The 24,150-nt window shown below is 63.6% G+C and carries 23 protein-coding genes; 10 read left to right on the forward strand and 13 right to left on the reverse strand.

All coding sequences use genetic code 11. The annotated features are described in order from the left end of the window. Window positions 1-5: 5 nt before the first annotated feature. The 4 genes from KI243_RS19025 to KI243_RS19040 all read right to left on the reverse strand — a co-directional run bounded on the left by KI243_RS19025 (window position 6) and on the right by KI243_RS19040 (window position 5,933). Window positions 6-1,607, reverse strand: coding sequence for an ABC transporter substrate-binding protein (locus KI243_RS19025; RefSeq protein WP_212809746.1), 1,602 nt, complete (start codon window positions 1,605-1,607; stop codon window positions 6-8). 247 nt (window positions 1,608-1,854) lie between these two features. Continuing rightward, on the reverse strand, window positions 1,855-3,942 hold the full coding sequence (locus KI243_RS19030) for an acetate--CoA ligase family protein (RefSeq protein ID WP_212809747.1): 2,088 nt from the start codon (window positions 3,940-3,942) through the stop codon (window positions 1,855-1,857). 20 nt (window positions 3,943-3,962) lie between these two features. Further along, window positions 3,963-5,123 (reverse strand): acyl-CoA dehydrogenase family protein, encoded by a 1,161-nt coding sequence (locus KI243_RS19035; RefSeq protein WP_017125280.1) that lies wholly within the window; start codon window positions 5,121-5,123, stop codon window positions 3,963-3,965. A gap of 18 nt (window positions 5,124-5,141) precedes the next feature. Then, entirely contained in the window at window positions 5,142-5,933 is a 792-nt protein-coding gene (locus KI243_RS19040; RefSeq protein WP_017125279.1) for an enoyl-CoA hydratase-related protein, read from the reverse strand. A gap of 453 nt (window positions 5,934-6,386) precedes the next feature. On the opposite strand from KI243_RS19040, the gene KI243_RS19045 reads away from it, so the two are divergent. The 3 genes from KI243_RS19045 (at window position 6,387) to KI243_RS19055 (ending at window position 9,660) form a co-directional block, all read left to right on the forward strand. Continuing rightward, entirely contained in the window at window positions 6,387-7,589 is a 1,203-nt protein-coding gene (locus tag KI243_RS19045) for an MFS transporter (RefSeq protein WP_177087941.1), read from the forward strand. A 214-nt stretch (window positions 7,590-7,803) separates the two neighbouring features. Next, window positions 7,804-8,400, forward strand: coding sequence for an NUDIX domain-containing protein (locus KI243_RS19050; RefSeq protein WP_177087939.1), 597 nt, complete (start codon window positions 7,804-7,806; stop codon window positions 8,398-8,400). Window positions 8,401-8,469: 69 nt separating this feature from the next. Further along, window positions 8,470-9,660 (forward strand): alpha/beta fold hydrolase, encoded by a 1,191-nt coding sequence (locus tag KI243_RS19055; RefSeq protein WP_244861907.1) that lies wholly within the window; start codon window positions 8,470-8,472, stop codon window positions 9,658-9,660. Window positions 9,661-9,665: 5 nt separating this feature from the next. Here the strand turns inward: KI243_RS19055 and nadE are convergent, their stop codons facing one another. The 3 genes from nadE to KI243_RS19070 are packed head-to-tail and all read right to left on the reverse strand — an operon-like array spanning window position 9,666 to window position 12,384. Then, entirely contained in the window at window positions 9,666-10,496 is an 831-nt protein-coding gene (nadE, locus tag KI243_RS19060; RefSeq protein WP_212809748.1) for an ammonia-dependent NAD(+) synthetase, read from the reverse strand. Window position 10,497: 1 nt separating this feature from the next. Beyond that, a complete protein-coding gene (gene pncB, locus KI243_RS19065; RefSeq protein ID WP_103032503.1) occupies window positions 10,498-11,727 on the reverse strand; it encodes a nicotinate phosphoribosyltransferase in 1,230 nt (409 codons plus the stop codon). A 3-nt stretch (window positions 11,728-11,730) separates the two neighbouring features. Beyond that, window positions 11,731-12,384: an isochorismatase family protein gene (locus KI243_RS19070; RefSeq protein ID WP_177087934.1), complete on the reverse strand. Its 654-nt coding sequence runs from the start codon at window positions 12,382-12,384 to the stop codon at window positions 11,731-11,733. A gap of 167 nt (window positions 12,385-12,551) precedes the next feature. Here KI243_RS19070 and KI243_RS19075 point away from each other — a divergent pair, with 167 nt between their 5' ends. From KI243_RS19075 to KI243_RS19090, 4 genes are all read left to right on the forward strand, one after another. Continuing rightward, window positions 12,552-13,097 carry an adenylyltransferase/cytidyltransferase family protein gene (locus KI243_RS19075; RefSeq protein ID WP_177087932.1) on the forward strand — a complete coding sequence of 182 codons (546 nt, stop codon included), beginning with the start codon at window positions 12,552-12,554 and terminating at the stop codon, window positions 13,095-13,097. 1 nt (window position 13,098) lies between these two features. Next, window positions 13,099-13,815 (forward strand): NUDIX hydrolase, encoded by a 717-nt coding sequence (locus KI243_RS19080; RefSeq protein ID WP_177087930.1) that lies wholly within the window; start codon window positions 13,099-13,101, stop codon window positions 13,813-13,815. A gap of 8 nt (window positions 13,816-13,823) precedes the next feature. Then, a complete protein-coding gene (locus tag KI243_RS19085) occupies window positions 13,824-14,339 on the forward strand; it encodes an NUDIX hydrolase (RefSeq protein WP_177087928.1) in 516 nt (171 codons plus the stop codon). Window positions 14,340-14,502: 163 nt separating this feature from the next. Next, on the forward strand, window positions 14,503-15,000 hold the full coding sequence (locus KI243_RS19090; RefSeq protein ID WP_212809749.1) for a phage infection protein: 498 nt from the start codon (window positions 14,503-14,505) through the stop codon (window positions 14,998-15,000). 76 nt (window positions 15,001-15,076) lie between these two features. Here the strand turns inward: KI243_RS19090 and KI243_RS19095 are convergent, their stop codons facing one another. Further along, window positions 15,077-16,171, reverse strand: a complete 1,095-nt coding sequence (locus KI243_RS19095) for a DUF1615 domain-containing protein (RefSeq protein ID WP_212809750.1) — start codon at window positions 16,169-16,171, stop codon at window positions 15,077-15,079. Between the two features lie 196 nt (window positions 16,172-16,367). After that, entirely contained in the window at window positions 16,368-17,342 is a 975-nt protein-coding gene (gene hemB, locus KI243_RS19100; protein WP_212809751.1) for a porphobilinogen synthase, read from the reverse strand. 696 nt (window positions 17,343-18,038) lie between these two features. On the opposite strand from hemB, the gene KI243_RS19105 reads away from it, so the two are divergent. The 3 genes from KI243_RS19105 (at window position 18,039) to KI243_RS19115 (ending at window position 20,253) form a co-directional block, all read left to right on the forward strand. Further along, entirely contained in the window at window positions 18,039-18,350 is a 312-nt protein-coding gene (locus KI243_RS19105; RefSeq protein ID WP_212809752.1) for a hypothetical protein, read from the forward strand. A gap of 232 nt (window positions 18,351-18,582) precedes the next feature. After that, the gene (locus KI243_RS19110; RefSeq protein WP_017125262.1) at window positions 18,583-19,278 is read left to right on the forward strand and encodes a fumarylacetoacetate hydrolase family protein; all 696 of its coding nucleotides are present in this window, start codon (window positions 18,583-18,585) and stop codon (window positions 19,276-19,278) included. A 69-nt stretch (window positions 19,279-19,347) separates the two neighbouring features. Next, complete coding sequence (locus tag KI243_RS19115) at window positions 19,348-20,253, forward strand: AraC family transcriptional regulator (protein ID WP_017125261.1); 906 nt, start codon at window positions 19,348-19,350, stop codon at window positions 20,251-20,253. Window position 20,254: 1 nt separating this feature from the next. On the opposite strand, the gene rtcA is transcribed toward KI243_RS19115, so the two are convergent. Genes rtcA through KI243_RS19135 form a run of 4 tightly spaced genes read right to left on the reverse strand, consistent with a single transcriptional unit; the run spans window position 20,255 to window position 23,980 of the window. Continuing rightward, the gene (gene rtcA, locus KI243_RS19120) at window positions 20,255-21,277 is read right to left on the reverse strand and encodes an RNA 3'-terminal phosphate cyclase (RefSeq protein WP_017125260.1); all 1,023 of its coding nucleotides are present in this window, start codon (window positions 21,275-21,277) and stop codon (window positions 20,255-20,257) included. A 9-nt stretch (window positions 21,278-21,286) separates the two neighbouring features. Next, window positions 21,287-22,075 (reverse strand): nucleotidyltransferase domain-containing protein, encoded by a 789-nt coding sequence (locus tag KI243_RS19125; RefSeq protein ID WP_017125259.1) that lies wholly within the window; start codon window positions 22,073-22,075, stop codon window positions 21,287-21,289. Window positions 22,076-22,086: 11 nt separating this feature from the next. Next, window positions 22,087-22,740 carry a hypothetical protein gene (locus KI243_RS19130; protein WP_017125258.1) on the reverse strand — a complete coding sequence of 218 codons (654 nt, stop codon included), beginning with the start codon at window positions 22,738-22,740 and terminating at the stop codon, window positions 22,087-22,089. 4 nt (window positions 22,741-22,744) lie between these two features. Then, on the reverse strand, window positions 22,745-23,980 hold the full coding sequence (locus KI243_RS19135) for an RtcB family protein (RefSeq protein ID WP_017125257.1): 1,236 nt from the start codon (window positions 23,978-23,980) through the stop codon (window positions 22,745-22,747). Between the last annotated feature and the right edge of the window lie 170 nt (window positions 23,981-24,150).

Genomic DNA, 24,150 nt, shown 5'->3' on the forward strand with positions numbered 1-24,150 from the left:
CCCACTCAGGCCTGCCACCAGCGCTCGATCAGCCGCAGGCCATCGAGTTCGCCATAGGGCGCGGTCAGCTCGCCATGGGCCACGCGGTTGGAGCGCGCGGCCACGGAGCTGGCGAACAGCGGAATGATCGCGCCGCAATCGTCGCGACAGATCGCCTGCATCTCGTTGTACATCTCGCGCCGCAGGGGCTCGTTGAGTTCGCCGCGGGCCTGGTTGAGCAGTTCGTTGAAGCGCCCGTTGTCCCAGTGCGACTCGTTCCACGCCGCGCCCTTGGCATAACCGATGCTGAACATGCGGTCGGCGGTCAGGCTGCTGTACCAGAACGACGTGGTGAACGGCTGCTTGTTCCAGACATTGGAGAAGAAGCCGTCCGCCGGCTCGCGGACCACGTCGATATCGATGCCGGCCGCCCTCGCCTGCTCCTTGAACAGCACCGAGGCATCCACCGCGCCGGAATACGCCGCGTCGCTGGCCTGCAGGCGCACCTTGAGGGAGTCCAGGCCAGCCTTGCGCAGGTAGAACTTCGCCTGCTCGGGATCGTATTTGCGTTGCGCCAACTGGGTATTGAGGAAGCGGCTGCCGGGCTGGATCGGATGGTCGTTGCCCACCGCGCCGTAGCCCTTGAGCACCGAGGCCAGCAGCGCCTCGCGGTCGATGCCGTGCTTCATCGCCAGGCGGATATCGTTGTTCTTGAATGGGTCGCTGTCGCAGAGCATCGGGAAGGTGTATTGCTGGGCGCCCTTGGTTTCCTCGATGACCATGTTCGGATTGCGCTTGAGCAGGCCGACGGTCTTCAGGTCGACCTTGTTGATCACATCGACCTGGCCGGTGATCAGCGCATTGACCCGCGCGGCACCATCGGAAATGCCGATCAGTTCGGCGCTGTCGAAGTGCGCACGACCGGCCTTCCAGTAGTCGCGGTTGCGCTCCAGGGCCATGCGCACGCCCGGCTCGAAGGATTTGATCCGATAGCCGCTGGTGCCGACTCCCGCCCGCCAGTCGGCCAGGCCATCCTTGGCGGGCATGATCACCAGGTGATAGTCGGCGACCACATAGGGGAAATCGGCGTTGCCCGAACGCAGTTCGAAGGCGACGCTGTCGTTGCCGGCCGCCTTGACCGAAACCACTTCGCCGAGCACGGTCTTGGCCGCCGAGGTGGACTTCTCGCCCAGGTGGTGCTCGATGGAGGCCACCACGTCCTCCACGCCGAGGCTCTTGCCATTATGGAAGGTCACCCCGGAGCGCAGTTTGAAGGTCCAGATCCGCGCATCCGGCGAAGACTCCCAGCTCTGCGCCAGTTCGGGAATGGCCGAGCCGTCGACGGCGATTTCCACCAGGGTGTTGTAGACCGCGGAGAAGCCGACGAAGGTGAAGGTGTCGCTCCAGGAGCCCGGATCATAGGAGTCGGAAGTGCTGCCCCCGGCCAGCCCCAGGCGCAGGACACCACCCGCCCTGGGCGTGGCCTCGGCGGCCCAGGCGTTCAATGGAAAGCCCATGGACACCGCCGCCCCGGCCAGCCCGGCCATGGCGCCGAGCTTGAGGAAGTCGCGGCGTTCCAGCTGGAAGCCCTGGGAGAGTTGATGAATCTTGTTGTTATTATCGCTCATCGAGTTGCCCCTGTTACGTTGCGGGAAAAGGGTTCGTTTGCTGACGCGGTATTAGAGGATGGCTACGGTCCTTATGGGAGCTGGCTTGCTGGCGATGACGTCTGCCAGATCAGCGCAAGACTCACCGGCCTCATCGCTGGCAAGCCAGCTCCTACAGGGTTTGGCGTAACCTACAAAATCTGTGTTCGACGCCGTACTGCAGGAGCAGGGCTTGCCCACGAAGAGGCGCGCAAGATCGCCCAAAGTCTCAAGCCAGACGAATCAACGCATCCACCGCCACCGCTCCCTCGGCATTGACCAGCAGTGGGTTCACATCCAGCTCCAGCAACCGTTCGGCGTTCTCGCAGGCGTAATCCGCCACCGCGCGAATCGCCTTGACCAGGGCCGGCATATCCACCGCCGGCCCCCCGCGAAAACCGTTGAGCAACGGCGCGCAACGCAAGCCCAGCAACGCCTCGCGGATCGCCTGGTCAGTGGTCGGCAACAACAGGCTGCGACTGTCCTTGAGCAGTTCCACCAGAATGCCCCCGGCACCGATCACCAGCGCCAGGCCGAAACCGGTCTCGCGCTTGATGCCCACGATCAGTTCGGCCAGGGGTGGCGAGGCCATGCGTTCCAGCAGCACCTGATCGAAAACCAGCCCCGGTGCATGCCGGGCCAGGTTGCCGCGCAGGGTGTCGAGGGCGACCTGCAACGCCGCCTCGTCCTTCAGGTTGAGGGCGACGCCGCCGGCTTCGGTCTTGTGCGGCAGGTCGGCACTGACCACCTTGAGCACCAGCGGATAGCCCAGGCCGCGAGCCTCGACCAAGGCGTCCTGCGGGCGGCACAGGCGACCTTCGGGCAAGGGCAGACCGAACGGCCGCAAGGCCTGCTTGGACTGCCACTCATCCAGCAGCCGGCCTTCGCCGTCCTGTTCCTGCGGGCAGATCGGCGCCAGGGCCGACTCGCCACCGGCCAGCAGGGCATCGCGGCGGGCGCGGTAATGAGCGATCCGGCCCCAGGCCGCAAGGCCGTCCTCGACCCCTTGCAAGGCTGCCACACCGTGGGCATGCAGGCGTTCACGGGCCACTGCCGGCAGCAGTTCGGGAAACGCCGAGGCGACAAATCCGGTCTTGCCGTGCCGCGCGAGCAACTGGCAATACAGCTCCAGCAGCAGGTCGCACTCCTTGCGCTCACCGGTAAACTCCGCCGGATAGTCGAGCACCAGCAGCGCCGCATCGGCCGGCGTGCGCAAGGCGGTTTCGAGCATCTGTTCGAGGGCTTCGCGATTGCCCCAGATCGCCGTGGTGAAATCCAGCGGATTGACCAGGTTGGCGTAGCTGGGCAGTACCTGCGCCAGTTCGGCACGCTGGCCGTCGTCGAGCCTGGGCAGGCTCAGGCCATTGCGTTCGGCATAGTCGGCGATAAGGCCGGCGTCGCCCCCCGAACAGGCCAGCCCGGTCAGGCTCGGTCCCGCCGGCAGGTTGCCGCAGGCCGCCGCTTTCAGGGTTTCCATGAAACTCACCGGCCCACTGACACGAATCACCCCGAGGCGTTCGAACAGGCTGTCATACAGCGCATCGGAGCCGGCCAGGGAACTGGTGTGACTCAATGCCAGCTCGGCACCGATCTGCGATACGCCGGTTTTCAGGGCGATCACCGGAATACCTTTTTCCAGGGCCTTGTGGGCGGCGCGGGCAAATCCGGGGACATTCTTCAGGCCTTCCAGGTGCAGGCCGATGGCCGTGACCCGTGGCTCGTCGAGCAGCACGTCCATCAGTTCCGCGACACCCAGTTGGGCCTGATTGCCCACCGAGGCCATATAGGCCAGCGGCAGGGATCGGTCGCTCATGGACAGGTTGTAGGCGAAGTTGCCGCTCTGGGTCAGCACCGCCACGCCCTTCTCCACCGTCTTGCCGCCATGGGCCACCGGCCACAGGGCGACATTGTGCAGGTAGTCGAGCAGGCCGTAGCAGTTGGGGCCGAGCAGCGCCATCTCACCGGCCGCCTGCAGCAGTTGCGCCTGCAGGGCCTGGCCCTCGGCGCCGGTTTCGGCGAAACCGGAGGCATAGCAGATCGCCCCGCCGGTGCCCCTGGCCGCCAGTTCGGCGACGCAGGTCAGCGTCAGCTCGCGGTTGGTGGCGATGAACACCGCATCGGGTGCGCACGGCAGGTCCGCCACCGAAGCCACGCAGGGAATCCCGTCGAGGCTGGCATGTTGCGGGTTGACCAGCCACATCTGGCCCTGGAAGCCGCCGTCGGCGCAGCGCTTGAGCGCCCGCGCCATGCTGCGCCCGCCGACAAACGCCAGGTGACGCGGCGCAAGCAAGCGCTTGAGGTTGTCTCTGATCGACATAATCCGCACTCCTGGTCCGATCAGCGCAGCAGCGGCCGCAGCAGCTCGCGGGAAATGATATGGCGCTGGATTTCCGAAGTGCCTTCCCAGATCCGCTCGATCCGCGCATTGCGCCAGATCCGCTCCACCGGTCCTTCGTCCATCAGGCCCATGCCACCGAAAATCTGCACCGCTTCGTCGGCGGCGCGTCCCAGTACTTCGCTGGCAAACAGCTTGGCCATGCCGGCCTCGCCGTCGGTCATGGTGCCCTGGTCCATTTTCCAGGCGGTGTGCAGGGTCATCAGTTCGGCGGCGCGGATTTCCGTGGCCATGTCCGCCAGCTTGAAGGAGATGCCCTGGTAAGTACCGATGGGCTGGCCGAACTGCTTGCGGTCGGCGGCCCATTGCAGCGCCGCATCCAGTGCGCGCTGGGCCTGGCCGACACAGTTGGCGGCCACCATCACCCGCCCGGCGGTCAGCCAGGCATTGGCGACTTCCCAGCCCTTGCCGATTTCACCGAGCACCTTGGCCGCCGGGACCCGGCAATCGTCGAAGAAGATCTCACTGGTGTGATAACCCCGGTTGCTCACGCATTTCGGACCACGGCGGATGGTCATGCCGGGGGTGTCGCGATCCACCAGGAACGAGGTCACGGCATTGCGTTTGCGACCGTTGTGCTCGTAGGTATCGGTCACCGCGAAGACAATGGCGAAATCGGCATGGCCGGCATGGCTGATGAAGTGCTTGCTGCCGTTGATCACGAAGTCATCGCCATCGCGTACCGCGCGGGTCTTGATCGCATTGGCATCGGAACCGGCGCCGGGTTCGGTGAGGGCGAAACAATCGACCTTTTCACCGCGTACGCACGGCAGCAGGTAGTCCTCGATCTGCGCTCCGGTACAGGCCATCAGGATTTTCGACGGCCGTGCGACAAACACGTGCAGGGCCCAGGACACCTTGGACAGCTCGCGTTCGATCAAGGCCTGGGACAGGTAGTCCAGGCCGCCGCCGCCGACTTCTTCCGGCATGTTGAAGGCGTAGAAACCGGCGGCAATGGCCTTGGCGCGAATCTGCGCGGCCAGCTCCGGCGGCACCGAGTCAGCACGATCGACGGCCTCTTCGTGGGGCAGCAGCTCTTTCTCGACGAAGCTGCGCACCGCGTCCACCAGCATGTCCTGCTCTTGGGTCAGTTGGAAATTCATGGGGTACCTGCTGTTCGGTTACTGGCCGATAAAATGGGGGACGCGTTTTTCCACGGCGGCTTGCAGGGCTTCGACGCCATCGCGGCTGCGGCCGCAGAGCAGACCGGCGGCCTGTTCGGCCTGGAGCTGCTCGGCCAGGCTGCGTTGGGCGCCATCGCGGATCAGCACCTTGGTCTGGGCAAAGGCGAAGGTCGGGCCCGCGGCAAGGCGGCTGGCCAACTCGGTGGCGCTGGCGGCCAATTGCTCGTCGGCACAGACCTCGCTCACCAGGCCGGTGGCCAGGGCACGCTCGGCGCCCCATAGTTCATCGAGGAACAACAGGCGCTTGGCCTGTTCCGTACCGATCAGGCGCGGCAGGTGCCAGCTGGCACCGGCGTCCGGCGAATAGGCCATGCTGGTGTAGCCGGCCTTGAAGCGCGCCGATTGCGCGGCCAGGCGGAAATCGCAGCACAGCGTCAGGTCCATCCCGGCACCCACCGCCGTGCCGTTGATGGCGGCAATGGTCGGTTTGGCGAAGCCGTGCAGGCGATTCATCAGGACATGGGCGGTTTCGGTCCAGCCGTAGGTCTCGAGGATGCCGCGGCGTTCGGCATCGGCCCATTCGGCCAGATCCGCTCCCGCACAGAAGCTGCGACCGCTGCCGGTCAGCAGCAGCACCCGGACCGCCGGGTCGGCTTCGAAGCGATCCAGCAGGTCGATCAGTGCCTTGAGGGTGGGAATGTCCAGCGCGTTGCGTTGCTCGGGACGGTTGAGGGTAATCCGGGCAATGCCGGCCTCGACCGTGTCGAGCAGTGTCGGATGGGAGGTCATGCAGGGCCCTCGTCTTATTGTTTTTGAGCGTGAGGTGAAGCGCTGGGGTGATACTAAACAAGTGTTCAGTAAGACTGCAATCTCCCGGAAAAATCCACAGACGTGCGGATTAAGAGGGCAAGCTGTTGATTGGAAAAGAGATTTAAAAGATTGGAGGCTGCGCTGCGGGCAAGTTGTTACATCTTCGAACAACTCCCGGAGTCGCGCGGTGAAGCTGAGATCGCTATCGCCAGCCAGCCGGCCGGCTCCCACAGGGGCCGGGTTCGACGATACGCCTGCGGTGGAACCCTGATCCTTGTGGGAGCCGGCTTGCCGGCGATGGCGGCCGGGCCAACGCCAAAGGGATGCGGGATAATCAACGGAGCTGATATCAACTATGCCTGTGACGGCCTTACACCGCCGCCGGGCAATCTCTAGACTCGCCCACCTCACCTGTTCCAGAGCCTTGAAACCATGCCGACCCACTCCCACGCCGCGCCCGTGATGACCCGTGCCCTGGTGATGCTGTTCGCCTTCTGCTGCGGTGCCATCGTCGCCAACATCTACTACGCCCAGCCGATCATCGACCTGATCGCCCCGGACCTCGGCATCTCCGCCCACAGCGCCAGCCTGATCGTCTCCCTGACCCAGATCGGCTATGCCCTGGGCCTGTTTTTCCTGGTGCCCCTGGGTGACCTGCTGGAAAACCGCAAATTGATGCTCTGCACCGTGCTGGTCTCGGTGATCAGCCTGGTGGCGGCCGGACTGTCCCGACAGCCCGGCGTGTTCCTGGTGGTGTCGCTGCTGATCGGTTTCAGTTCGGTGTCGGTGCAGATCCTCGTGCCCCTGGCCGCGCACCTGGCGCCCGAGGAATCCCGCGGGCGGGTGGTCGGCGCAATCATGGGCGGCCTGTTGCTGGGTATCCTGCTGGCCCGACCGCTGTCCAGCGTGATCGCCGACCACTTCGGCTGGCGCACGGTGTTTATCGCCGCCGCCGTGCTCATGCTGCTCATCATGCTGGTGATCCTGGTCACCATGCCCAAGCGCCAGCCCAGCCACAGCGCGACCTACGGCCAGTTGCTGGCGTCGTTGGGGCACCTGTTCCGCCGGCAGCCGGTGCTGCGCCAGCGGGCGTTGTACCAGGGGCTGATGTTCGCCACGTTCAGCCTGTTCTGGACCGCCGTGCCGCTGGAGCTGTCGCGGGTCCATGGCCTGTCGCAATCGGAAATCGCACTGTTTGCCCTGGTGGGCGCGATGGGCGCGATCGCCGCACCGATCGCCGGACGCCTGGCGGATGCCGGACACACCCACCGGGCTTCCTGGCTGGCGATGCTGCTGGCGACCCTGAGCTTTGTTCCCGCGTTGATCCACCCGGCCTACAGCGTGATCGGCCTGGCGCTGACCGGCGTGCTGCTGGACTTCGCGGTGCAGATGAACATGGTGCTCGGCCAACGCTCCGTCTATGCCCTCGACGCCGCCAGTCGCGGTCGGCTCAACGCCCTGTACATGACCAGTATCTTTATCGGCGGCGCCATCGGTTCGGCCCTGGCCAGCACGCTGTACGAGCAAGGCGGCTGGCTGGCGATCATGGCGGTGGGCAGCGCCTTGCCGCTGCTGGCACTGTTGAGCTTCCTGATGGTTGCGCAACGACGCAAGCGGCAGCTGGCGGTGGCCTGAAGCATCCCTGGTGATCTCAAGGGCCCCTCCGTCGGAATGCCCCTCCCACACTGACCAGGATGAAGAGCCCCTTGGGGCTTGCATCGCTCTTGCGGCCGTCTTCGCGGGCAAGCCCGCTGCCACATTGTGGGAGCGGGCTTGCCCGCGAAGAGGCCACCACAGAACCCCATCCGCCTTGTATGATCTGCGCTTTGCCCACCACAAGGCGTGGATCATGACTGCAACGAAAGACCGGGTTCGCATCGTCGACAGCACCGTCCTCTCGGATGACTGGTACCTGCTGAAGAAAACCACCTTCGACTTCCTGCGCAGCGACGGCACCTGGCAGCGCCAGAGCCGCGAAACCTACGACCGCGGCAATGGCGCGACCATCCTGCTGTTCAACCGGGAAAAACAGACCGTGGTGCTGACCCGGCAATTCCGTTTCCCGGTATTCGTCAACGGCCACGACGGCATGCTGGTGGAAGCCGCCGCCGGCCTGCTGGAAAACGCCTCGCCCGAAGACCGCATCCGCGCCGAAGCCGAGGAGGAAACCGGCTACCGCGTGCAGAACGTGCAAAAGATCTTCGAAGCCTTCATGAGTCCCGGCTCGGTCACCGAGAAACTGCATTTCTTCCTCGGCGAATACGATGGCGACAGCAAGGTCGGCCACGGTGGCGGCCTGGAGGCCGAGGGCGAAGACCTGGAGGTCCTGGAGCTGTCCCTGGACGACGCGCTGCAGGCCGTCCGCGACGGCGAGATCGTCGACGCCAAGACCATCATGCTGTTGCAGTACGTGGCCTTGAACAAGACCCTCGAATCGCCACGCTGAACGCCACGCGCCGCAAGGACAACGCCCATGAGCAGGACCCGATACCCATGGCTCGGCATGCTGTGCGTGATGGCCGGCATGGGCCTGCGCGCCGTGCAGGCCGAACCGCTGCCGGTCGCGGCGGACGCCGGCATTCCGGCGTTTTACCTGTGGACCGACAAGCTGCCCGGCAAGCCCGGCCAGTTGCTGCGCACGGAGACACTGACGCCGCAACAGGGCCTGGCCGCAGCCGGCCAGAATATCCGTATCCTCTACACCTCGACCGACGGCGTCGGCAAGCCGCTGCCGAACGTTGTCTCCGGTGCGCTGTTCATCCCCAGGGGCACGCCGCCCAAGGGTGGCTGGCCACTGATGGCCTGGGCCCATGGCACCGTCGGCAGCGCTGACGTCTGCGCACCGTCGCTGACCCGGCGCAGCGAGCGCGACAGGCACTATCTCGATCACTGGCTGGCGCAGGGCTATGCGATCGTCGCCACCGACTACCAGGGCCTCGGAACTCCCGGCCCGCATCCCTACGGACTGACCCGCCCGCTGGCCTACAACACCCTCGACAGTATCCGCGCCGTGGCCCACGGCGACTTCCAACTGTCGACCCGGGTCGTCGTGTTCGGCCAGTCCCAGGGCGGTCGCGCGGCATTCGCCACGGCGGTCTACGCCAGTACCTATGCCCCGGACCTCGATATCGTCGGCGTCGTGGCAACCGGCACACCCTACGCCGCCGTGCACCAGCGTGCCGCCGACCGCGAGCGGAGCAACGCCCACGGCTCGGTGGTACCGACCTTCGCCTACAACCTGTTGCGACTCGACACGGCGAGATTGCTCGACCCGTCGTTTGTGCCGAGCGACTACCTGAGCGAACAGGCGATCCCGACCTACGAACTGAGCCAGCGCGGATGCCTGCACGAGATCGAGCAGCAAGTCATGGCGAACCAGCTCACCTTCGACAACAGCTTCAAGCGTTCGCCAAGGGCGGCTTTCGCGGCGGTGACCCGGGCAGCGGCCTATCCGACGCTGAAGTCGGACATCCCGGTCTTTATCGGCACCGGCGGCCAGGACCGCGATGTCTTCGTACCGGATCAGAAGGCGCTGGTCAGGGACGCCTGCGCCGCCGGTGACCGCATCGAATGGCACCTGTATCCGCAACTCGACCATTCGGCGACCGTCAACGGCTCGCTGCCCGACTCGACCCGGTTCGTGGCCAAAGCCTTTGCCGGCGAATGGATCGCCGGCAATTGCCCCTCCCCGGTATCGCGGCCTTGAACCGATCAGGCAACCGGTGAATACGGCAGGGCCCGCTTGTGCGCCGTGCGGGCGTAGGCCGCCTCGATGATCGCGCTGGCCTGCGCCGACACCGGTTGCCCCAGCAGGTAGGCGTCGATCTCGGCATAGGTACAGCCATAGGCGACTTCGTCCGGCTTGCCGGGCGCCAGTTCCTCCAGATCGGCGGTCGGTGCCTTGTACACCAGTTGCTCCGGTGCCCCCAGGGCCGAAGCCAGGCGCCGTACCTGGCCCTTGGTCAGGCCGGACAAGGGTGCCAGGTCGCAGGCACCGTCGCCGAACTTGGTGAAGAAGCCCATCAGAGCCTCGGCGGCGTGATCGGTGCCCACCACCAGCCCGTTGACGAAGTTGGCGAGCGCATACTGGGTCATCATCCGTGCCCTGGCCTTGACGTTGCCCTTGACGAAATCCACCTGCGCCGGCGTTGCTTGCAGGCCCTCGACGTCAAGGCTGCCCATCAGGCCTTCCACGCAGGCCGAGATATTCGCGGTACTGGTCTGGTCGGGGCGGATAAACGCCAGGGACGCCTGGGCATCGCCCTCATCCGCCTGGGTCCGGTACGGCAGGCGCATCGCGATAAAGCGCGCCTTTCCGCCCTCCTCGCGCAACTGCTCGACCGCCAGCTGGCACAGCCGCCCGGCCGTCAGCGAGTCGACGCCACCGCTGATCCCCAGCACCAGTGCCTGGCAACCGGACTGCTTCAACGTGGCCTTGATAAAATCGATACGACGGCTCAGTTCGACGGCTTCGTCGCCTGGCGCCAATTGCCGGTTCACCCCCAGCGCCATGGCAATACGATCCTGATTCGTGGTCCCCATCTCACACCTCCAGTTGCTGGTTGATTTCAGTCACGTTGAATACCTGCGCCGCGTAACGCAGGAACGACGGGTCTTCACAGACGTTCTTCACCGGGTCATCGGAAAACTTCACCACCGGTTCGCCGTGGACCCGCACCAGTTTCATCACGATGCTCAAGGGTTCGACCCCATCGACATCGCAGGCCAGGCTGGTGCCCATGCCGAAACCGAAGCGGGCCTTGCCGCGGATATGGCGCAGGATCGGCAGGCATTTCTCGAAGTTCAGGCCATCGGAAAACATCAGGTCCTTGGTCATCGGATCGATCCCCAACTGTGCATAACGCGCCAATACCTTGTCGGCCCAGACAATCGGATCGCCCGAGTCCTGGCGCAGGCCGTCATAGAGCTTGGCGAAATACAGGTCGAAATCCTTGAGGAAGAAATCGGTGCTGATGCAGTCGGTCAGGGCGATGCCGAGACGCCCGCGGTATTCGCGTACCCAGTTCTCCAGCGCCGCATTCTGGCTTTCCCGCAGGCGCCCCAGTTGCTGGTGCACCATCAGCCATTGGTGGGCCATGGTGCCGATCAGCGGAAGGTCGAATTCATAGGCCAGGTGCGCATTGCTGGTGCCGACGAACACACCGGGGAAATCGCGCCGCATGATATCCACCACCTCACGCTGGGCACGGAAGGACAGCCGGCGACGGGTCGAGAAGTCCGAGACCCGCAGGTCGGCCAGTTCCTCGCGGCTGAGGTTTTTCTCCAGCCACTCGAACTTCTGGTAGAGCTTGCGGCTGACATCTTCCAACGCCACGTCCGGGTATCTGTCGCGATTGCGCAATTCGCTGACCAGGGCCAGCACCGGCTGTTCGAACATGATGCAGTGCAACATCGGGCCACGGACACGGATGCTCAACTGGCCATCGACTTCACTGACGTGGATGTAGCGCAGGTTGAAGCGGAACAGGCCGAGGAACTGCTCGAAGTCTGCCGTCAGGTATTCGCGAAAGCGCCGGTTGAACAGGAAACGCAGCTCGCCTTCGCGCATCTGCAGGCCGGCGAGTTTCTCCAGTTCGTTGCGCAGTTCGGGAATCAGGTGGCCGAGTTTTTCCCGGGAGCGCACGATGAACTGATACTCCACCTCGACGTTGGGGTGCTGGTGCAGCACTCCCTGCATCATGGTGAAGGTGTAGTAGTCGGTGTCCAGCAGTCCCTGGATGATGCCGCCTTCGCGGTTGAATGCACTTTCCATGACTTACTCCTTGTGGCCGGCCGCATGGGCCAGTTGTTCGCGACTGTTGACGACCTCGATACGTGCCTGCTGCAGGTCGTGGACCGCCTGCTGTGCACCGTCGGCACTGAGGGCACGACAGGCCGGCAGGTAGACGATGACCTTGAACCCCGCCCCCGCTAGTTGCAGCGCCGTGGTCTTGACGCAGAAGTCCAGCGCCAGCCCGCCGACGATCACCTGGCGGACCTGCCGGGCATCGAGGTACTCGATCACCCCCGTGGACAGCTTGTGCTGCAGGTCATGAAAGCACGCGCCATAGGGGTGCAGCGCAGGCTCCACGCCCTTCCAGACGAAATAGTCGTAGTCCTGGGGCTCGGGCAGCTCATCGAGCAGCGTGAAGCCCGGGGTGCCGGGAACGCAGTGGCTGACCCAGGTCAGGTCGGCGTGCGCAAGGCCGGTGGGCTTGAGCATCTGTGCGTGGGAGTCGACCACCCAGGGCGCCTGGGGACTGTGGGCGTCCTTGCTGCCGACACGGACGTCGGCCAGCGAGGCCATGAAGTTCAGCTCCGCACCGATCAGGTGGCCGCCAACCACCGGCAGTTCATCCGGGCAGAGCGGCGTGAAGCCCTTCTGGGCATCGACATCGAAGGTGGCGGTCTTGATCACTTGAGCGTTCATGGTGGGTTCTCCCTTTGCGATGAAACAAAGGTACATGTCATGTACTTTCAAATCAAGCGACGTAGCGAAAATTCTTTTCGATCTCTACCAGTAAGCAATCAATTCGAAAGAACGCCCCTTGCAACACGAGTACATGACGAGTACTTTAAAAACAAAGGAGACCCATCATGTACGAACTCGCAATCTACGGCGGCGCCTTCAATCCTCCCCACGCCGGTCATGCCCAGGTGATGATCGAAGCATCCCGCCATGCCCGCTCGGTATGGGTGGTGCCCTCCTTCAGGCATCCCCACGGCAAGCGCATGGCCGACTACGAACGGCGCCTGGGCTGGCTGCGGGGGATCGTCGACCAGGTCCGTCCGCACTGCTCGTCGGCGATTTCGGTGTGCCGGATCGAGGAACAACTGGCTCGACACACCGAGGCGCCGATCTACAGCTACGAACTGCTCTGCGCCCTGGCGCAAATGACCGGGCTGCCGACGCACCGGATCGCCCTGGTGGTCGGCTACGACGTCGCCGCGCAACTGCCGGACTTCCATCTGGGCGCGCAATTGCTCGACCGTTTTTCGGTGCTCTGCGTGGAGGAACAGGCCGGAGTGCGCAGCACCTTGCTGCGTGAACGCCTGGCCCTGGGTGAAACAGTGCCCGCCCACTGGATGGCACCGGGGATGGATCCGGTAGACTACGGGCTCTATGCCGCACACAGGACTTGATATGCCGGACCGTACACCCAGCGCGCCGAAGAAAAGCGATTACCTGCACACCGTCGACCTGTGTGTGCTCTTCTACTGTCGCGATTCCCAGAGCCTGCAGATCCTCCTGCACAAACGCGAGGCCGAGCCCTTCCAGGGTCACTGGGCCCTGCCCGGCCTGGTGGTCAACGGCGCGGTGCCCGACCTGACCCTGGATGACGCGGTGGAACGCCTGCGGGCCAGCGACAAGGTCAACCTAACGCTGGCCTGGATCGAACAGGTCGGTACCGTCGGCGATGCCTTTCGCGATCCACGCTGCTGGTCATCCTCGACCTTCTACCTGGCCATCGTCGCGCAACCGCCGGGCCTCAACGAACATCAGGCCTGGTTCGCCCTCGACAGCGTCGCCAACGGCTCGGTGCGCCTGCCCTTCGATCACAATGCGCTGGTGGCGGCGACACAGGAACGACTGCTGTCCAAGTCGCTGTACAGCAGCCTGCCGCTGATGTTTCTCGGTCCCGAGTTCAGTGCCCCGGAGGCTACCGCGATCTTTTCCCGGGTGCTGGCGCGGCCGGTGCTCAAGACCAGTACCCGGCAACGCCTGCTGAAGATGAGCGAAGCCGGTCATCTGCGCGAAACCGGGCGCAAGAAGCAGGGAGACGGCGGCCGTCCGCAAGCCACCCTGGAAAACCTGAAACCCGACGCGCTCTATCTGTTCGACCGCTGTTTTCTGGAGTAACGCCCCGCATGAAGCCCGATACCGAATCCGAATGCCTGCTGCACACCCCTTACTTCGATGTGGTCAGGCAGCGTGGTTATTTCATCGTCAAGGAACCCCAGGCCGTCAACGGCGTGGTCGCGATACCCGTCCTGCCGGACGGACGCCTGATGCTGGCGGTCCTGCAACGCCGGGCCATCGGCGCGCAATCCATCGAGTTCCCCCGGGGTGCCATCGACCACGGCGAGACCGCCAGCGATGCCGCCGCCCGCGAGTTGCTGGAGGAGACCGGCTGGCCCGCACTGAAAGTCACGGACCTGGGCCTGCTGCACAGCAATACCTCGCTGATCGCCAGCGCGGTCGCCGTATGCCGGGTGGACATTGACGGCGAAGCCGTGGAAAGCACCGATGGCGAGGTCGACAAGGTGCTGTTCGCCACCCTGGCGGAACTCAAGGCGATGATCGCCGCCGGCCGGATCACCGATGGCCATACCCTGTCGGCGACCATGATGCTGATCGCCCACGGGGAGACTTCCCCCCTGTAGGCCCTCGCGCCCGGCCCATTCCCTTCCCGCCCGGCATGCCTGCCATGCCGGTGCCTCCATCATTGCCGTCGATGGTCACCATCGACCCAATGAAGTTCTCTTAAAAATCCAGCGGCGTAACCTTTGCTCCATACCCAACGCATAACACCCGGAGCACACCACCATGAAACGCCAACTCTTTCTCGGTCTCGCCTTCTCGGTACTGGCAGTCAACGCTTTCGCCGCGACTTCGGCTCAACCCCTGGCCGCCCACACTCAGCAGGCCGTCGCTGAAGGCGGTTCCGACCGTCTGCTCGAACGCCGCGTTGCCGAAGGCGGCTCCGACCGTCTGCTCGAACGCCGCGTTGCCGAAGGTGGTTCCGACCGTCTGCTCGAACGCCGTGTCGCCGAAGGTGGCTCCGATCGTCTGCTCGAACGCCGCGTTGCCGAAGGTGGTTCCGACCGTCTGCTCGAACGCCGTGTCGCTGAAGGTGGCTCCGACCGCCTGCTCGAACGCCGTGTCGCCGAAGGTGGCTCCGATCGCCTGCTCGAACGCCGTGTCGCCGAAGGCGGTTCCGATCGCCTGCTCGAACGCCGTGTCGCCGAAGGTGGTTCCGATCGCCTGCTGGAACGCCGCGTTGCCGAAGGCGGCTCCGATCGTCTGATCCAGAATCGTGCATGAGTTGCTTCGCTGCGGTACCCAGCCAAAAGCCCGGCCTTGTCAGCCGGGCTTTTTCTTTGGGCGAGATACTGAATTTTCAGCCTTGCGAAGCCCGCGCCATGCAGCGCTGGCGGCGCTCGTCGACGCGCCTGGCGAACCAGGCGGTGGTCAGGCTGCGGGTGATCTTCGGGCTTTCCAGGGTGATGCCCGGCAGGACCGCGCGCGGCAGTGGCTTGCCGGCATTTTTCTCCGCCAGGGCGAAGACCTTCGCATAGACCTCGGTGCCTTCGAACGCCAGGCTGTCGCCCTGCTCCAGCTGGCTGCGAATGCTCGGATTGCGCAGGCCCAACTGTTTGCCGAGCGAGCGTACCGCCAGCTCCGTGGCGCCGGGCAGTAGTGCGCCGTGGTTGATCAGGTCGCCGTCGAGCGCCAGCCTGATCCCCGAGGCACGACTGAGCGCACTCTGGAACGCGGCATTGCGGCTGGCATACCGGCCGGCATTGAAATCGGCGAAGCGGTAGATCGATTCGGGATAACTGACCGGGTAATCGAGCAGATGCACGATGCCGAAGTACATGCCACCGCGCCGACTGAACACTTCATGACGGATAGAACCTTCGACGGTATAGGGATAACCCCGTGCCTGCTTTTCGGCAAAGGCGATACTGACCTGCATGGGACCAGCCGTATGCACCGGATTGAAACCGCCGAACAAGGTCCGCCCCAGCGGCACCCGGCCGATAAAGTCATCGAAGATCAGGCTGAGGTCCTTTTCCGTACGGGCACTGTTCAACCGCTCGCTGTAGCTCTTGCCCGTGGACGAACTCAACTGCAAGGCGGCGCTCACCAGCAGGCCGGGCACATGGACCCTGGCCGCACGGCGGTCGATCTCCTGCCGGGCGATCCTGCCCATGCCCGGTACCGGCGGATCGACCTGGAAATTCGACTCCTGCTCGGTCACCGCCAGCACCGAACAGAGGTTCTCGGTGGTCGGCGCCAGGCCCCGGCTGGTGAAGGCGACCTGGATATCCGCGGCCCAGCCGGCACGGTCCGCGATCCTGGTCGGCAACAGTCGGAGGATATCCGCCCGCACTTGCGCCGGGCTGCTTGGCACGGGCTCCTGCGCAGACCGGGAACCACAACCGGCGAGCAACAGCAGGACGGCGATCAGGGAGAGTCGTATGATTGGCATGGGTTCCCGGGACGCTGGGTGACGGAAGGCACTCCTTGGTGAATGCCTGCGCGAGTAGCTGTCCACTATCGACCTGCGAAGTGGCCGGCTGTTCCACCGCAGCCCGGAACACCTTGCCTGACGCCACCAGGCCTGTCGATTGTTCGCCTGCCGTGAACACACAAACCGGGCAACGGCGATGCAACGTCGACGCGATTCAGATTCCGTCGCGGGCGATGTCCATCGCGAAGTAAGTCAGGATGATGTCTGCGCCCGCGCGCTTGATCGCTCCGAGGCTTTCGCGAACCACGCGATGTTCGTCGATGGCCCCGGCCAGGGCGCCGAACTTGATCATCGCGTACTCGCCACTGACCTGATACGCCGCCAGCGGCAGGCGCGAGGCTTCGCGGACATCGCGGATGATGTCGAGGTAGGCCCCGGCCGGCTTGACCATTAGCGCATCGGCACCTTCCTGTTCGTCCAGCAGTGACTCACGCACCGCTTCGCGACGGTTCATCGGGTTCATCTGGTAGGCCTTGCGATCGCCCTTGAGCGCTGTGCCGCCGGCTTCGCGAAACGGCCCGTAGAGCGCCGAGGCGAACTTGGTCGAGTACGCCATGATCGAGGTGTCGATAAAGCCGGCGGCATCCAGGGCGCTACGAATCGTCCGGACCTGGCCGTCCATGGCCGCGGACGGCGAGATGAAATCCGCCCCCGCCTGCGCCGCCACCACCGCCTGGCGCCCGAGGTTTTCCAGGGTCGCATCGTTGTCGACCGCATCGCCGTGCATCACGCCGCAATGGCCGTGTGAGGTGTACTCGCAGAAACAGGTATCGGACATCACCACCATTTCCGGAGCCGTGTCCTTGCAGATCCGCGCCATGCGCGCCACCAGGCCCTGCTCGTTCCAGGTATCGCTGCCGGTTGCGTCCAGATGATGGGACACGCCGAACGTCATCACCGACTTGATCCCGGCCCGGGCGTAGCGCTCGATCTCGCTCGCCAGCTTCTTCTCCGGAATGCGCATCACCCCGGGCATGCTGGTGATGGGCACGAAATCGTCGATGCCCTCCTCGACGAAAATCGGCAGGACCAGATCGTTGAGGCTGAACTCGGTTTCCTGGAACAGGCCGCGCAGGCTTTCGTTTCGGCGCAGTCGACGCAGACGCGTGGTCGGAAATAGCTGGGACATCGTGTTTCCTGAGGCAGACGGTTTCAGAAGCTGCCGAGCTTAGGGCAGTACCCCGCTGTTTTACATGGGCAGATCGAAAAATCTCTGTTGCGCAGGCTGTAACAGTGCGCTGACCAGTAAACACAAGGGCTATCCCCTCAAACCCGGTAAAACCAAGACCAGCCGGTCATATTTCGTCCATTTGGCCCTTTTCCAATGTTGTAGGAAATTGCCGATTCGCAATATGTAGTGCTTGAAAATATTCACTACAAAATGATTGACGCCCGCTTTGCACACTTGCATGATGGACCTGCCTCCCCGATCGGGAGCGCTGCAAAAGCTGTTGTTACAACAGGCTCGACAAGCCGTCGAGCTGTTCCGGATCTGTACTGCCCACAAGGCAGATTGATGAAGCTGACCTGTCGTGATCGCCTCAACGGGCGGGAAACACCGGCCTAACGTCCTCAAAATGCTTGTGGCTGACTTCGTTACTGTCGTCGGCGCCGTTCAAGGATTGCGCTGCTGTTTCTTCTCGTTGGAACGTTGCCGTTGAAACCCCGTGTAGCAGGGTTTCACCCGCGCTACACGATCACACCAGGGCTGGCGCCATGCTTCACGGACACCACTGTCCGCGCAGGGCACCGCAGCAATTCGCCGTCTTGGCAACGATGCACACGTAAACCAGACAGATTAACGAGTGGTCAAAGGGGCTTTAACATGAATCTGAACAATCAACCGACTATCGATGAACTGGCTCGACTGTTCGCATCGCGCAAGGACAGCCACGACGACCATATCCTCTGGATCAACCAGGCCGGGGATGTCCGGCTCGACGCCCGCTCGCCCTACATCGATGAGCGCGCCTTCAGCCAGGCCCGGCCCGAGCTGTTCGCCTGCCTCAGGATGTACCGTCGCGGCCAGGGCTACGTCGGCAAGAAAGCCGCAGCGGACAAGGACTTCATGGGCCGCGTCCTGCAAGCACTGAATGCCGAATGGGCTTCCCACCAGGCCCTGGCGAAGAGCGCCTGACAGCTCGCTGCCAGCGAGCAGCGCACTGGATGAATCACACAGGACCCGGCGATTGCCGGGTTCTGTGTTTCTGCCAGTCCGTCCCGATCCTCGACCGCGCACCACTGCCTTGGAAAATCCAGGAGCCTGCTGGATTTGTCCAAGTTCCGCCGCCCCTGCTCCTCCAGACTTGAGCCATGGCCAGCAAGCCTTCGCCAATGAAGACGGCCCGATTTCCACGAGGAGAAAGACCATGAGCGATTATGTATTCGCCCCCCACGCCATCCCATCCCTGGCCGTCGAAGGCGAGTCGGCACGTTTTCCGATCCGCCGGGTGTTCTGTGTCGGCCGCAACTACTCCGAACATACCCGGGAAATGGGCCATGATCCCGACCGCGAACCGCCGTTCTTTTTCATGAAGCCCGCCGATGCGGTGGTGCCTGCCACGGGCGTGATCACCTACCCGCCCCTGACCCGGGAACTGCACCACGAAATCGAACTGGTGGTGGCTATCGGCGAGGGCGGCACGGCGATCGACCCGGCCAACGCACTCGCCCATGTCTGGGGCTACGGCGTCGGCCTCGACCTGACCCGCCGGGACATCCAGACCGAGGCCAAGAAACTCGGCCGGCCCTGGGACTGGGGCAAGGGCTTCGACCGGTCGGCCCCCTGCACCGCCTTGCGCCGGGCCTCGACACTGGGCCATCCGGACAGCGGTGCCATCTGGCTGAAGGTCAATGATGTCGAGCGCCAGCGCGGCGACCTGGGGGACCAGATCTGGTCGGTCCGCGACGTGATCAGCCATGTGTCGCATTCGGTCGAGCTGCAGGCCGGCGACCTGATCTTCACCGGCACGCCGGCGGGCATCGGCGCACTGGTGGCGGGCGACCGGGTCAGCGCGGGGATCGAGGGTATCGCCAGCTTCGAGTTGACCATCGGCCAGCGCTGATCGGTGACCGGGATGTCGTCATTACCCTAGAATGGCGATATCCCGTTTCAGCCATCAAGGACCGTGTCGATGCCGAGCCCTTCCCGTGTGCGCACCTATGGCATGCAGCAACGCAGCGACCGCCCGGACTTCTATATCCGCGACAAGCAGGCCCGCCCGGCCATCGTCACCCCGCACCGGCATGACTACTTCCAGATCCAGATCAACCTTGGCGGCGATACCGTGCAGCACATCGGTGGTGCCATCCGGCCTTATCCGCACCAGGCGCTGGCTTTCATCCTGCCCCATCGCCTGCACCTGATCCCGCACCCGGAAGACGGCAACTTTGTCCTGATCAATTTTTCCCAGGCGTTTTTCCTGCCTCACCTGGACTGCGATCCGCTGGACCTGGAAGACCTTTCAATCCACGACCTGCCGGAGCTGTCGCCGTTCCAGCATCAGGAACACCTGGACTTCATCCTCGCCGATCATGACTTCGCCGAAGTCCTCGACCTGCTGGAAAAAATGCGCGAACTGGACAAGGGGCGCGACCTCGGCACCCGCCAGGCCCTCAAGGGCTGCCTGCTGCAATTGACCGGCAAGGTCTGCAGCCTGTACGCCGAGGAACTGCTCGCCCTGTCGGCGAACAAGGCCGCCCGACGCGGCCGGCGCGATGCCCTGGCGCGGGTCTCCCGCTATCTGCGCGAGCATATCGCCGACCCGGCGCTGAACCTCAAGGACACCGCCGAAGCAGCCTTTCTGTCACCCAACTACCTGACTCACCTGCTGCGCAAGGAAACCGGCAACACCTTTTCGGAACTGGTCCTGGAACGCCGCATGCACCTGGCACGCACCCACCTGCTCAACAGCGACCGACCGGTGAGCCAGATAGCCCAACTGTGTGGATTCGCCGACGAGGCTTACTTCTCACGCCGCTTCAAGGCCACCCAGGGCCTGCCGCCGGGTCAGTTCCGACGCCGCCGGCAAGAACCCTGAATCAGGCTCTACATTCAACCTGCACCACGCCATCCGCCGTCGTCGCGCAGGCAATCCTGAGAGGCATGAAGGCTTCGATCACGCGGATATTGCTGTGCAGATGCTCGGTCATACCCGGCGTGGTAAAACTCCCGCCGCCCGCCAATGCCATGGGCAACAGCAATTGATCGGCCAGGTGCTCGCCTACTGCGGCACCGCTGCTCAACCAGTGCCTGGTAGCGTTGGCCGCCACATCGGCGACGGCCTCGGCACGCAGGTTGACTTGTCCGAATGCGCTGAACACCTCGGTTACCTGCTCACAACGGTACTCCAGCAAAAGCACGTTGCCGGGACTTGCAGCCGAATCGACCCGCTCCGTAAGGCATGACTCGCGAGGAATATCCAGGCGCCGGCCAATCCTCGACAGTTCGCGCTCGGCGACCGATTCATCAATCCCCCCGATCAATACCCGAGCTTCGCTTCCAAGCACGGCGCCGCGCTCGTTCAGTTCCATCACCTGCAATATCGAGGGCTGGATAAAAGCTTCCAGCTCTCCGCCACCGGCCGGTACAAAACCATGACGCAGGAGCTGCAGCTCGACCTTCGCCCCCATTCGCCGCAATAGCGGCAACCAAGCACGCTCGAAAAACTCGAACGGCGGCGCCAACGGGTTATGGGTGCCGCCGCTGATCAGCACACGGCTCGGCTCCGGCGCCTGGAGCAACGCTGGCAACAGCGTCTGCAGTACCAGCGTGCAGCTCCCGGCGGTACCGATGGCGAAGCGGAAGTCGCCGCCACGAATCGGTCCTGGTTCGAAATACAGGTTTTGCGAACCGAGTTGCGCGCCTTCCATCTGCGCCCCGCAGACCTCGGCCGAGGCCAGCACCGCCGTCAGGTGCTGGCGCAGCAAGCCGGGCCGACTGCGCCGCCCGCGAATATTGGTGATCCGCAGCGCCCGCCCCGTCACCATCGACAGGCTGAGCCCACTGCGCAACACCTGGCCGCCGCCCATCGCGCCGTCCAGTTCGATCACTTCCCTTTCCATACCCTTCCTTCATGCATAAGTGTGGACCATCGCCCTCAGGTACTGGTCCAGACGTCTATCGTCTTCGCTCGTACGCGGCAATACCGGCACCGGACGTTCCAGTTGCGCCTCGATGAAGCCATGCAGCGCCGGGCGCCGCGGACCATAAGCCGCTTCATCAGCAATGCGCTTGAGCCGCAACAGGTCGTCGACCTCCGCCAGCAACAGGGGGTCGTCGACCGTCTGAAGCAGGGTTTCGAATGTCATCGGCGGCCGTCCCAGCCCCATGTCGATCCAGCGCACGGCCAGTAGCGGGCGCAGCACGTAGAAGTACTTCTTGAAACGCACCGTGTCGCCCTGCAGGTAGCCGCGAAAGTTCTTCCTGGCCATCGACAGGTAATGATTACGTGCCGCCGGAGGACTGTAGAACGCCTCTGCCAACTCCCGTAGCGAAGCGGTCGCGGATGCTTCGCAGCGGTACACCAGCGGCGAGTCGAGCCATTCGAGCAAGGTCGGGTTGGACTTGCGCAATAATCCGAGGGTCTTGCGCAGTTCCCATCCGCTGATATCCAGTTCGTCGTCCAGGGGGCGCTCGATCACATCCCGCGCGTCGCTGACCTGGACAAACCAGTCCGGCTTTTCCACATAGACAAAACGCACATCGTAATCGCTATTCGCCGACGCAAAGCCCCAGGCACGACTACCCGACTCACAGGCATACAGCACCTTCACATTGCGCTCGCGCTCTATCCGCGCGAGTTCTTCCAACACCCGGGCGCGCATGACGCTGTCCAGCGGGTGACGATCCGAGCATTCCATTTTCTTTCCTTTCAATCCGTGGCGCTGGCCACCAATGCACTCACTGTACGACGCTCAGGACTCCAGACGGTCAGGCACCAGATCCCCCACCATTCCAGACCCGCGTCAAAGTAGTCACTCCAGGGCACGCGGTCGGCAGGGCTGTCGACGCTTGCCTGTAGATCCGCAAGACAGCCATCGACCCAGTTCAACACCACGATATCGTCCTGTTCGCAGAATCCAAGCAGGTCCATCCACTCTTGAAAGAGTGCTTGAGCATGCTCCTCGCCGCCGGAAAATCTTGTGCCGTATGGAGGATCACAAAAGGCCTGGTACAGACCGCGCCCCTCCTCCTCCACGGGCCCTCCCCGCACCAGACTTCGTACCCATCGCTTCTCCAGTTGCACCGCCTTTGCTTGATCGAGATCCCAGGTCACGATCGGTATCGCACGATCCCTATGCTGCGGCTGCCGAATCAGTTGCTGATGCCACGCCATGGCCATCGTCATGATTTGCTCATGCAGCAACCTCAATGCGTGTCGATGCAACGATTCATCCGGTGACACTCCCGGCGCTACCTCCGACACCACAAACTCGAATACACAACCAGCCTCATTCATTCGCTCGCGCAACGCGGCACTTCTTTGCGGCTGCGCGACACTCAGCCCGAACGCATGCTCAGTCATCGTCCTACCCCTTTACACACACCACTTGCCGCAAGGTGTGCAGCACTTGCACCAGCTCGCGCTGGGCGTGCATGACTTGATCGATATCCTTGTAGGCCATCGGGATTTCGTCGATCACCGCGGCGTCCTTGCGGCACTCCACATGGGCTGTCGCGCGAATCTGGTCCTCGACGGTGAACAATTGCTTGGCCCTGGTACGGCTCATGGTCCGGCCAGCGCCATGGCTGCAGGAGCAGAACGACTCCTCGTTGCCCAATCCTCGGACGATGAAACTCTTGGCGCCCATGGAACCGGGAATGATCCCCAGTTCGCCCTTCTTCGCCGATACCGCGCCCTTGCGGGTCACCAGGACTTCCTCGCCGAAATGCCGTTCCTTCTGCACATAGTTGTGATGACAGTTCACCGCCTCCAGCGCCACGTCGAACGGCTTGCGGATCACCTGGCGTGTCGCTGCGATCACTGCCTGCATCATCACCGCACGGTTCTGGCGGGCAAAATCCTGGGCCCAGCCGACCGCCTGGACGTAATCGTCGAAGTGCTGGCTACCCTCTTCGAAGTACGCCAGATCCCGATCCGGCAGGTTGGCGATGTGCTCGCGCATATCGGCCCGGGCCAGCTCGATGAACAGGTTGCCGATGGCGTTGCCGACACCCCGCGAACCGCTGTGCAACATGAACCAGACGCGGTTTGCTTCATCCAGGCAAACCTCGATGAAGTGGTTGCCCGAACCCAGGGTCCCCAGGTGGTTGCGGTGGTTGGTCCTTTCCAGCTTCGGGTACTTGTCGGTGATCGCCTTGAATCGTGACTCCAGCGCCGACCACGCCAGATCGGCCGGAGTCGGGACATTGTCCCAGGCGCCTTTGTCCCGACCAGCGCGAGTACTGCTGCGGCCATGGGGCACTGCCCGTTCGATAGCGGTGCGCAGCCCCTGCAGGTTGTCAGGCAGGTCGCTGGCGGTCAGCGAGGTGCACGCGGCGATCATGCCGCAGCCGATATCCACGCCGACCGCCGCCGGGATGATGGCGCCCACCGTGGGAATCACGCTGCCAATGGTCGAGCCCTTGCCCAGGTGTACGTCCGGCATCACCGCCATGTGCTTGAAGATGAACGGCATCTTCGCCGTGTTCATCAGTTGCTCACGAGCCTCGGGCTCGACCGGCACGCCCTGGGTCCAGAGTTTGATCGGTTTGCCGTTGGCGACTTCGAGCAAGGTGTAGGTCTGGTCTTGCATATTCTTCATTTCCTGATGGCCGAGATCACGGCCCTGTCCTGATTGAGCGGCGACAAGTACCTGGCTGCTTGCGCCTTGCCGTCTTGCCCGCTGACAGGCTTATTGCAGGCAGGATGCCAATTTTCATCAATCTCAAAAAAACACTAATAACTAATTGTTTTATATATGTTTTTTTATTT

It is taken from the genome of Pseudomonas sp. Ost2 (assembly GCF_018326065.1).
GTDB classification, from domain to species: Bacteria; Pseudomonadota; Gammaproteobacteria; order Pseudomonadales; family Pseudomonadaceae; genus Aquipseudomonas; species Aquipseudomonas gingeri.

What these genes read in the sequence shown, in the direction of transcription:
- KI243_RS19025 (WP_212809746.1), bottom strand. Translation starts at nt 1,607, where the DNA reads ATGAGCGATAATAACAACAAGATTCATCAACTCTCCCAGGGCTTCCAG.
- KI243_RS19030 (WP_212809747.1), bottom strand. Translation starts at nt 3,942, where the DNA reads ATGTCGATCAGAGACAACCTCAAGCGCTTGCTTGCGCCGCGTCACCTG.
- KI243_RS19035 (WP_017125280.1), bottom strand. Translation starts at nt 5,123, where the DNA reads ATGAATTTCCAACTGACCCAAGAGCAGGACATGCTGGTGGACGCGGTG.
- KI243_RS19040 (WP_017125279.1), bottom strand. Translation starts at nt 5,933, where the DNA reads ATGACCTCCCATCCGACACTGCTCGACACGGTCGAGGCCGGCATTGCC.
- KI243_RS19045 (WP_177087941.1), top strand. Translation starts at nt 6,387, where the DNA reads ATGCCGACCCACTCCCACGCCGCGCCCGTGATGACCCGTGCCCTGGTG.
- KI243_RS19050 (WP_177087939.1), top strand. Translation starts at nt 7,804, where the DNA reads ATGACTGCAACGAAAGACCGGGTTCGCATCGTCGACAGCACCGTCCTC.
- KI243_RS19055 (WP_244861907.1), top strand. Translation starts at nt 8,470, where the DNA reads ATGGCCGGCATGGGCCTGCGCGCCGTGCAGGCCGAACCGCTGCCGGTC.
- nadE (WP_212809748.1), bottom strand. Translation starts at nt 10,496, where the DNA reads ATGGGGACCACGAATCAGGATCGTATTGCCATGGCGCTGGGGGTGAAC.
- pncB (WP_103032503.1), bottom strand. Translation starts at nt 11,727, where the DNA reads ATGGAAAGTGCATTCAACCGCGAAGGCGGCATCATCCAGGGACTGCTG.
- KI243_RS19070 (WP_177087934.1), bottom strand. Translation starts at nt 12,384, where the DNA reads ATGAACGCTCAAGTGATCAAGACCGCCACCTTCGATGTCGATGCCCAG.
- KI243_RS19075 (WP_177087932.1), top strand. Translation starts at nt 12,552, where the DNA reads ATGTACGAACTCGCAATCTACGGCGGCGCCTTCAATCCTCCCCACGCC.
- KI243_RS19080 (WP_177087930.1), top strand. Translation starts at nt 13,099, where the DNA reads ATGCCGGACCGTACACCCAGCGCGCCGAAGAAAAGCGATTACCTGCAC.
- KI243_RS19085 (WP_177087928.1), top strand. Translation starts at nt 13,824, where the DNA reads ATGAAGCCCGATACCGAATCCGAATGCCTGCTGCACACCCCTTACTTC.
- KI243_RS19090 (WP_212809749.1), top strand. Translation starts at nt 14,503, where the DNA reads ATGAAACGCCAACTCTTTCTCGGTCTCGCCTTCTCGGTACTGGCAGTC.
- KI243_RS19095 (WP_212809750.1), bottom strand. Translation starts at nt 16,171, where the DNA reads ATGCCAATCATACGACTCTCCCTGATCGCCGTCCTGCTGTTGCTCGCC.
- hemB (WP_212809751.1), bottom strand. Translation starts at nt 17,342, where the DNA reads ATGTCCCAGCTATTTCCGACCACGCGTCTGCGTCGACTGCGCCGAAAC.
- KI243_RS19105 (WP_212809752.1), top strand. Translation starts at nt 18,039, where the DNA reads ATGAATCTGAACAATCAACCGACTATCGATGAACTGGCTCGACTGTTC.
- KI243_RS19110 (WP_017125262.1), top strand. Translation starts at nt 18,583, where the DNA reads ATGAGCGATTATGTATTCGCCCCCCACGCCATCCCATCCCTGGCCGTC.
- KI243_RS19115 (WP_017125261.1), top strand. Translation starts at nt 19,348, where the DNA reads ATGCCGAGCCCTTCCCGTGTGCGCACCTATGGCATGCAGCAACGCAGC.
- rtcA (WP_017125260.1), bottom strand. Translation starts at nt 21,277, where the DNA reads ATGGAAAGGGAAGTGATCGAACTGGACGGCGCGATGGGCGGCGGCCAG.
- KI243_RS19125 (WP_017125259.1), bottom strand. Translation starts at nt 22,075, where the DNA reads ATGGAATGCTCGGATCGTCACCCGCTGGACAGCGTCATGCGCGCCCGG.
- KI243_RS19130 (WP_017125258.1), bottom strand. Translation starts at nt 22,740, where the DNA reads ATGACTGAGCATGCGTTCGGGCTGAGTGTCGCGCAGCCGCAAAGAAGT.
- KI243_RS19135 (WP_017125257.1), bottom strand. Translation starts at nt 23,980, where the DNA reads ATGAAGAATATGCAAGACCAGACCTACACCTTGCTCGAAGTCGCCAAC.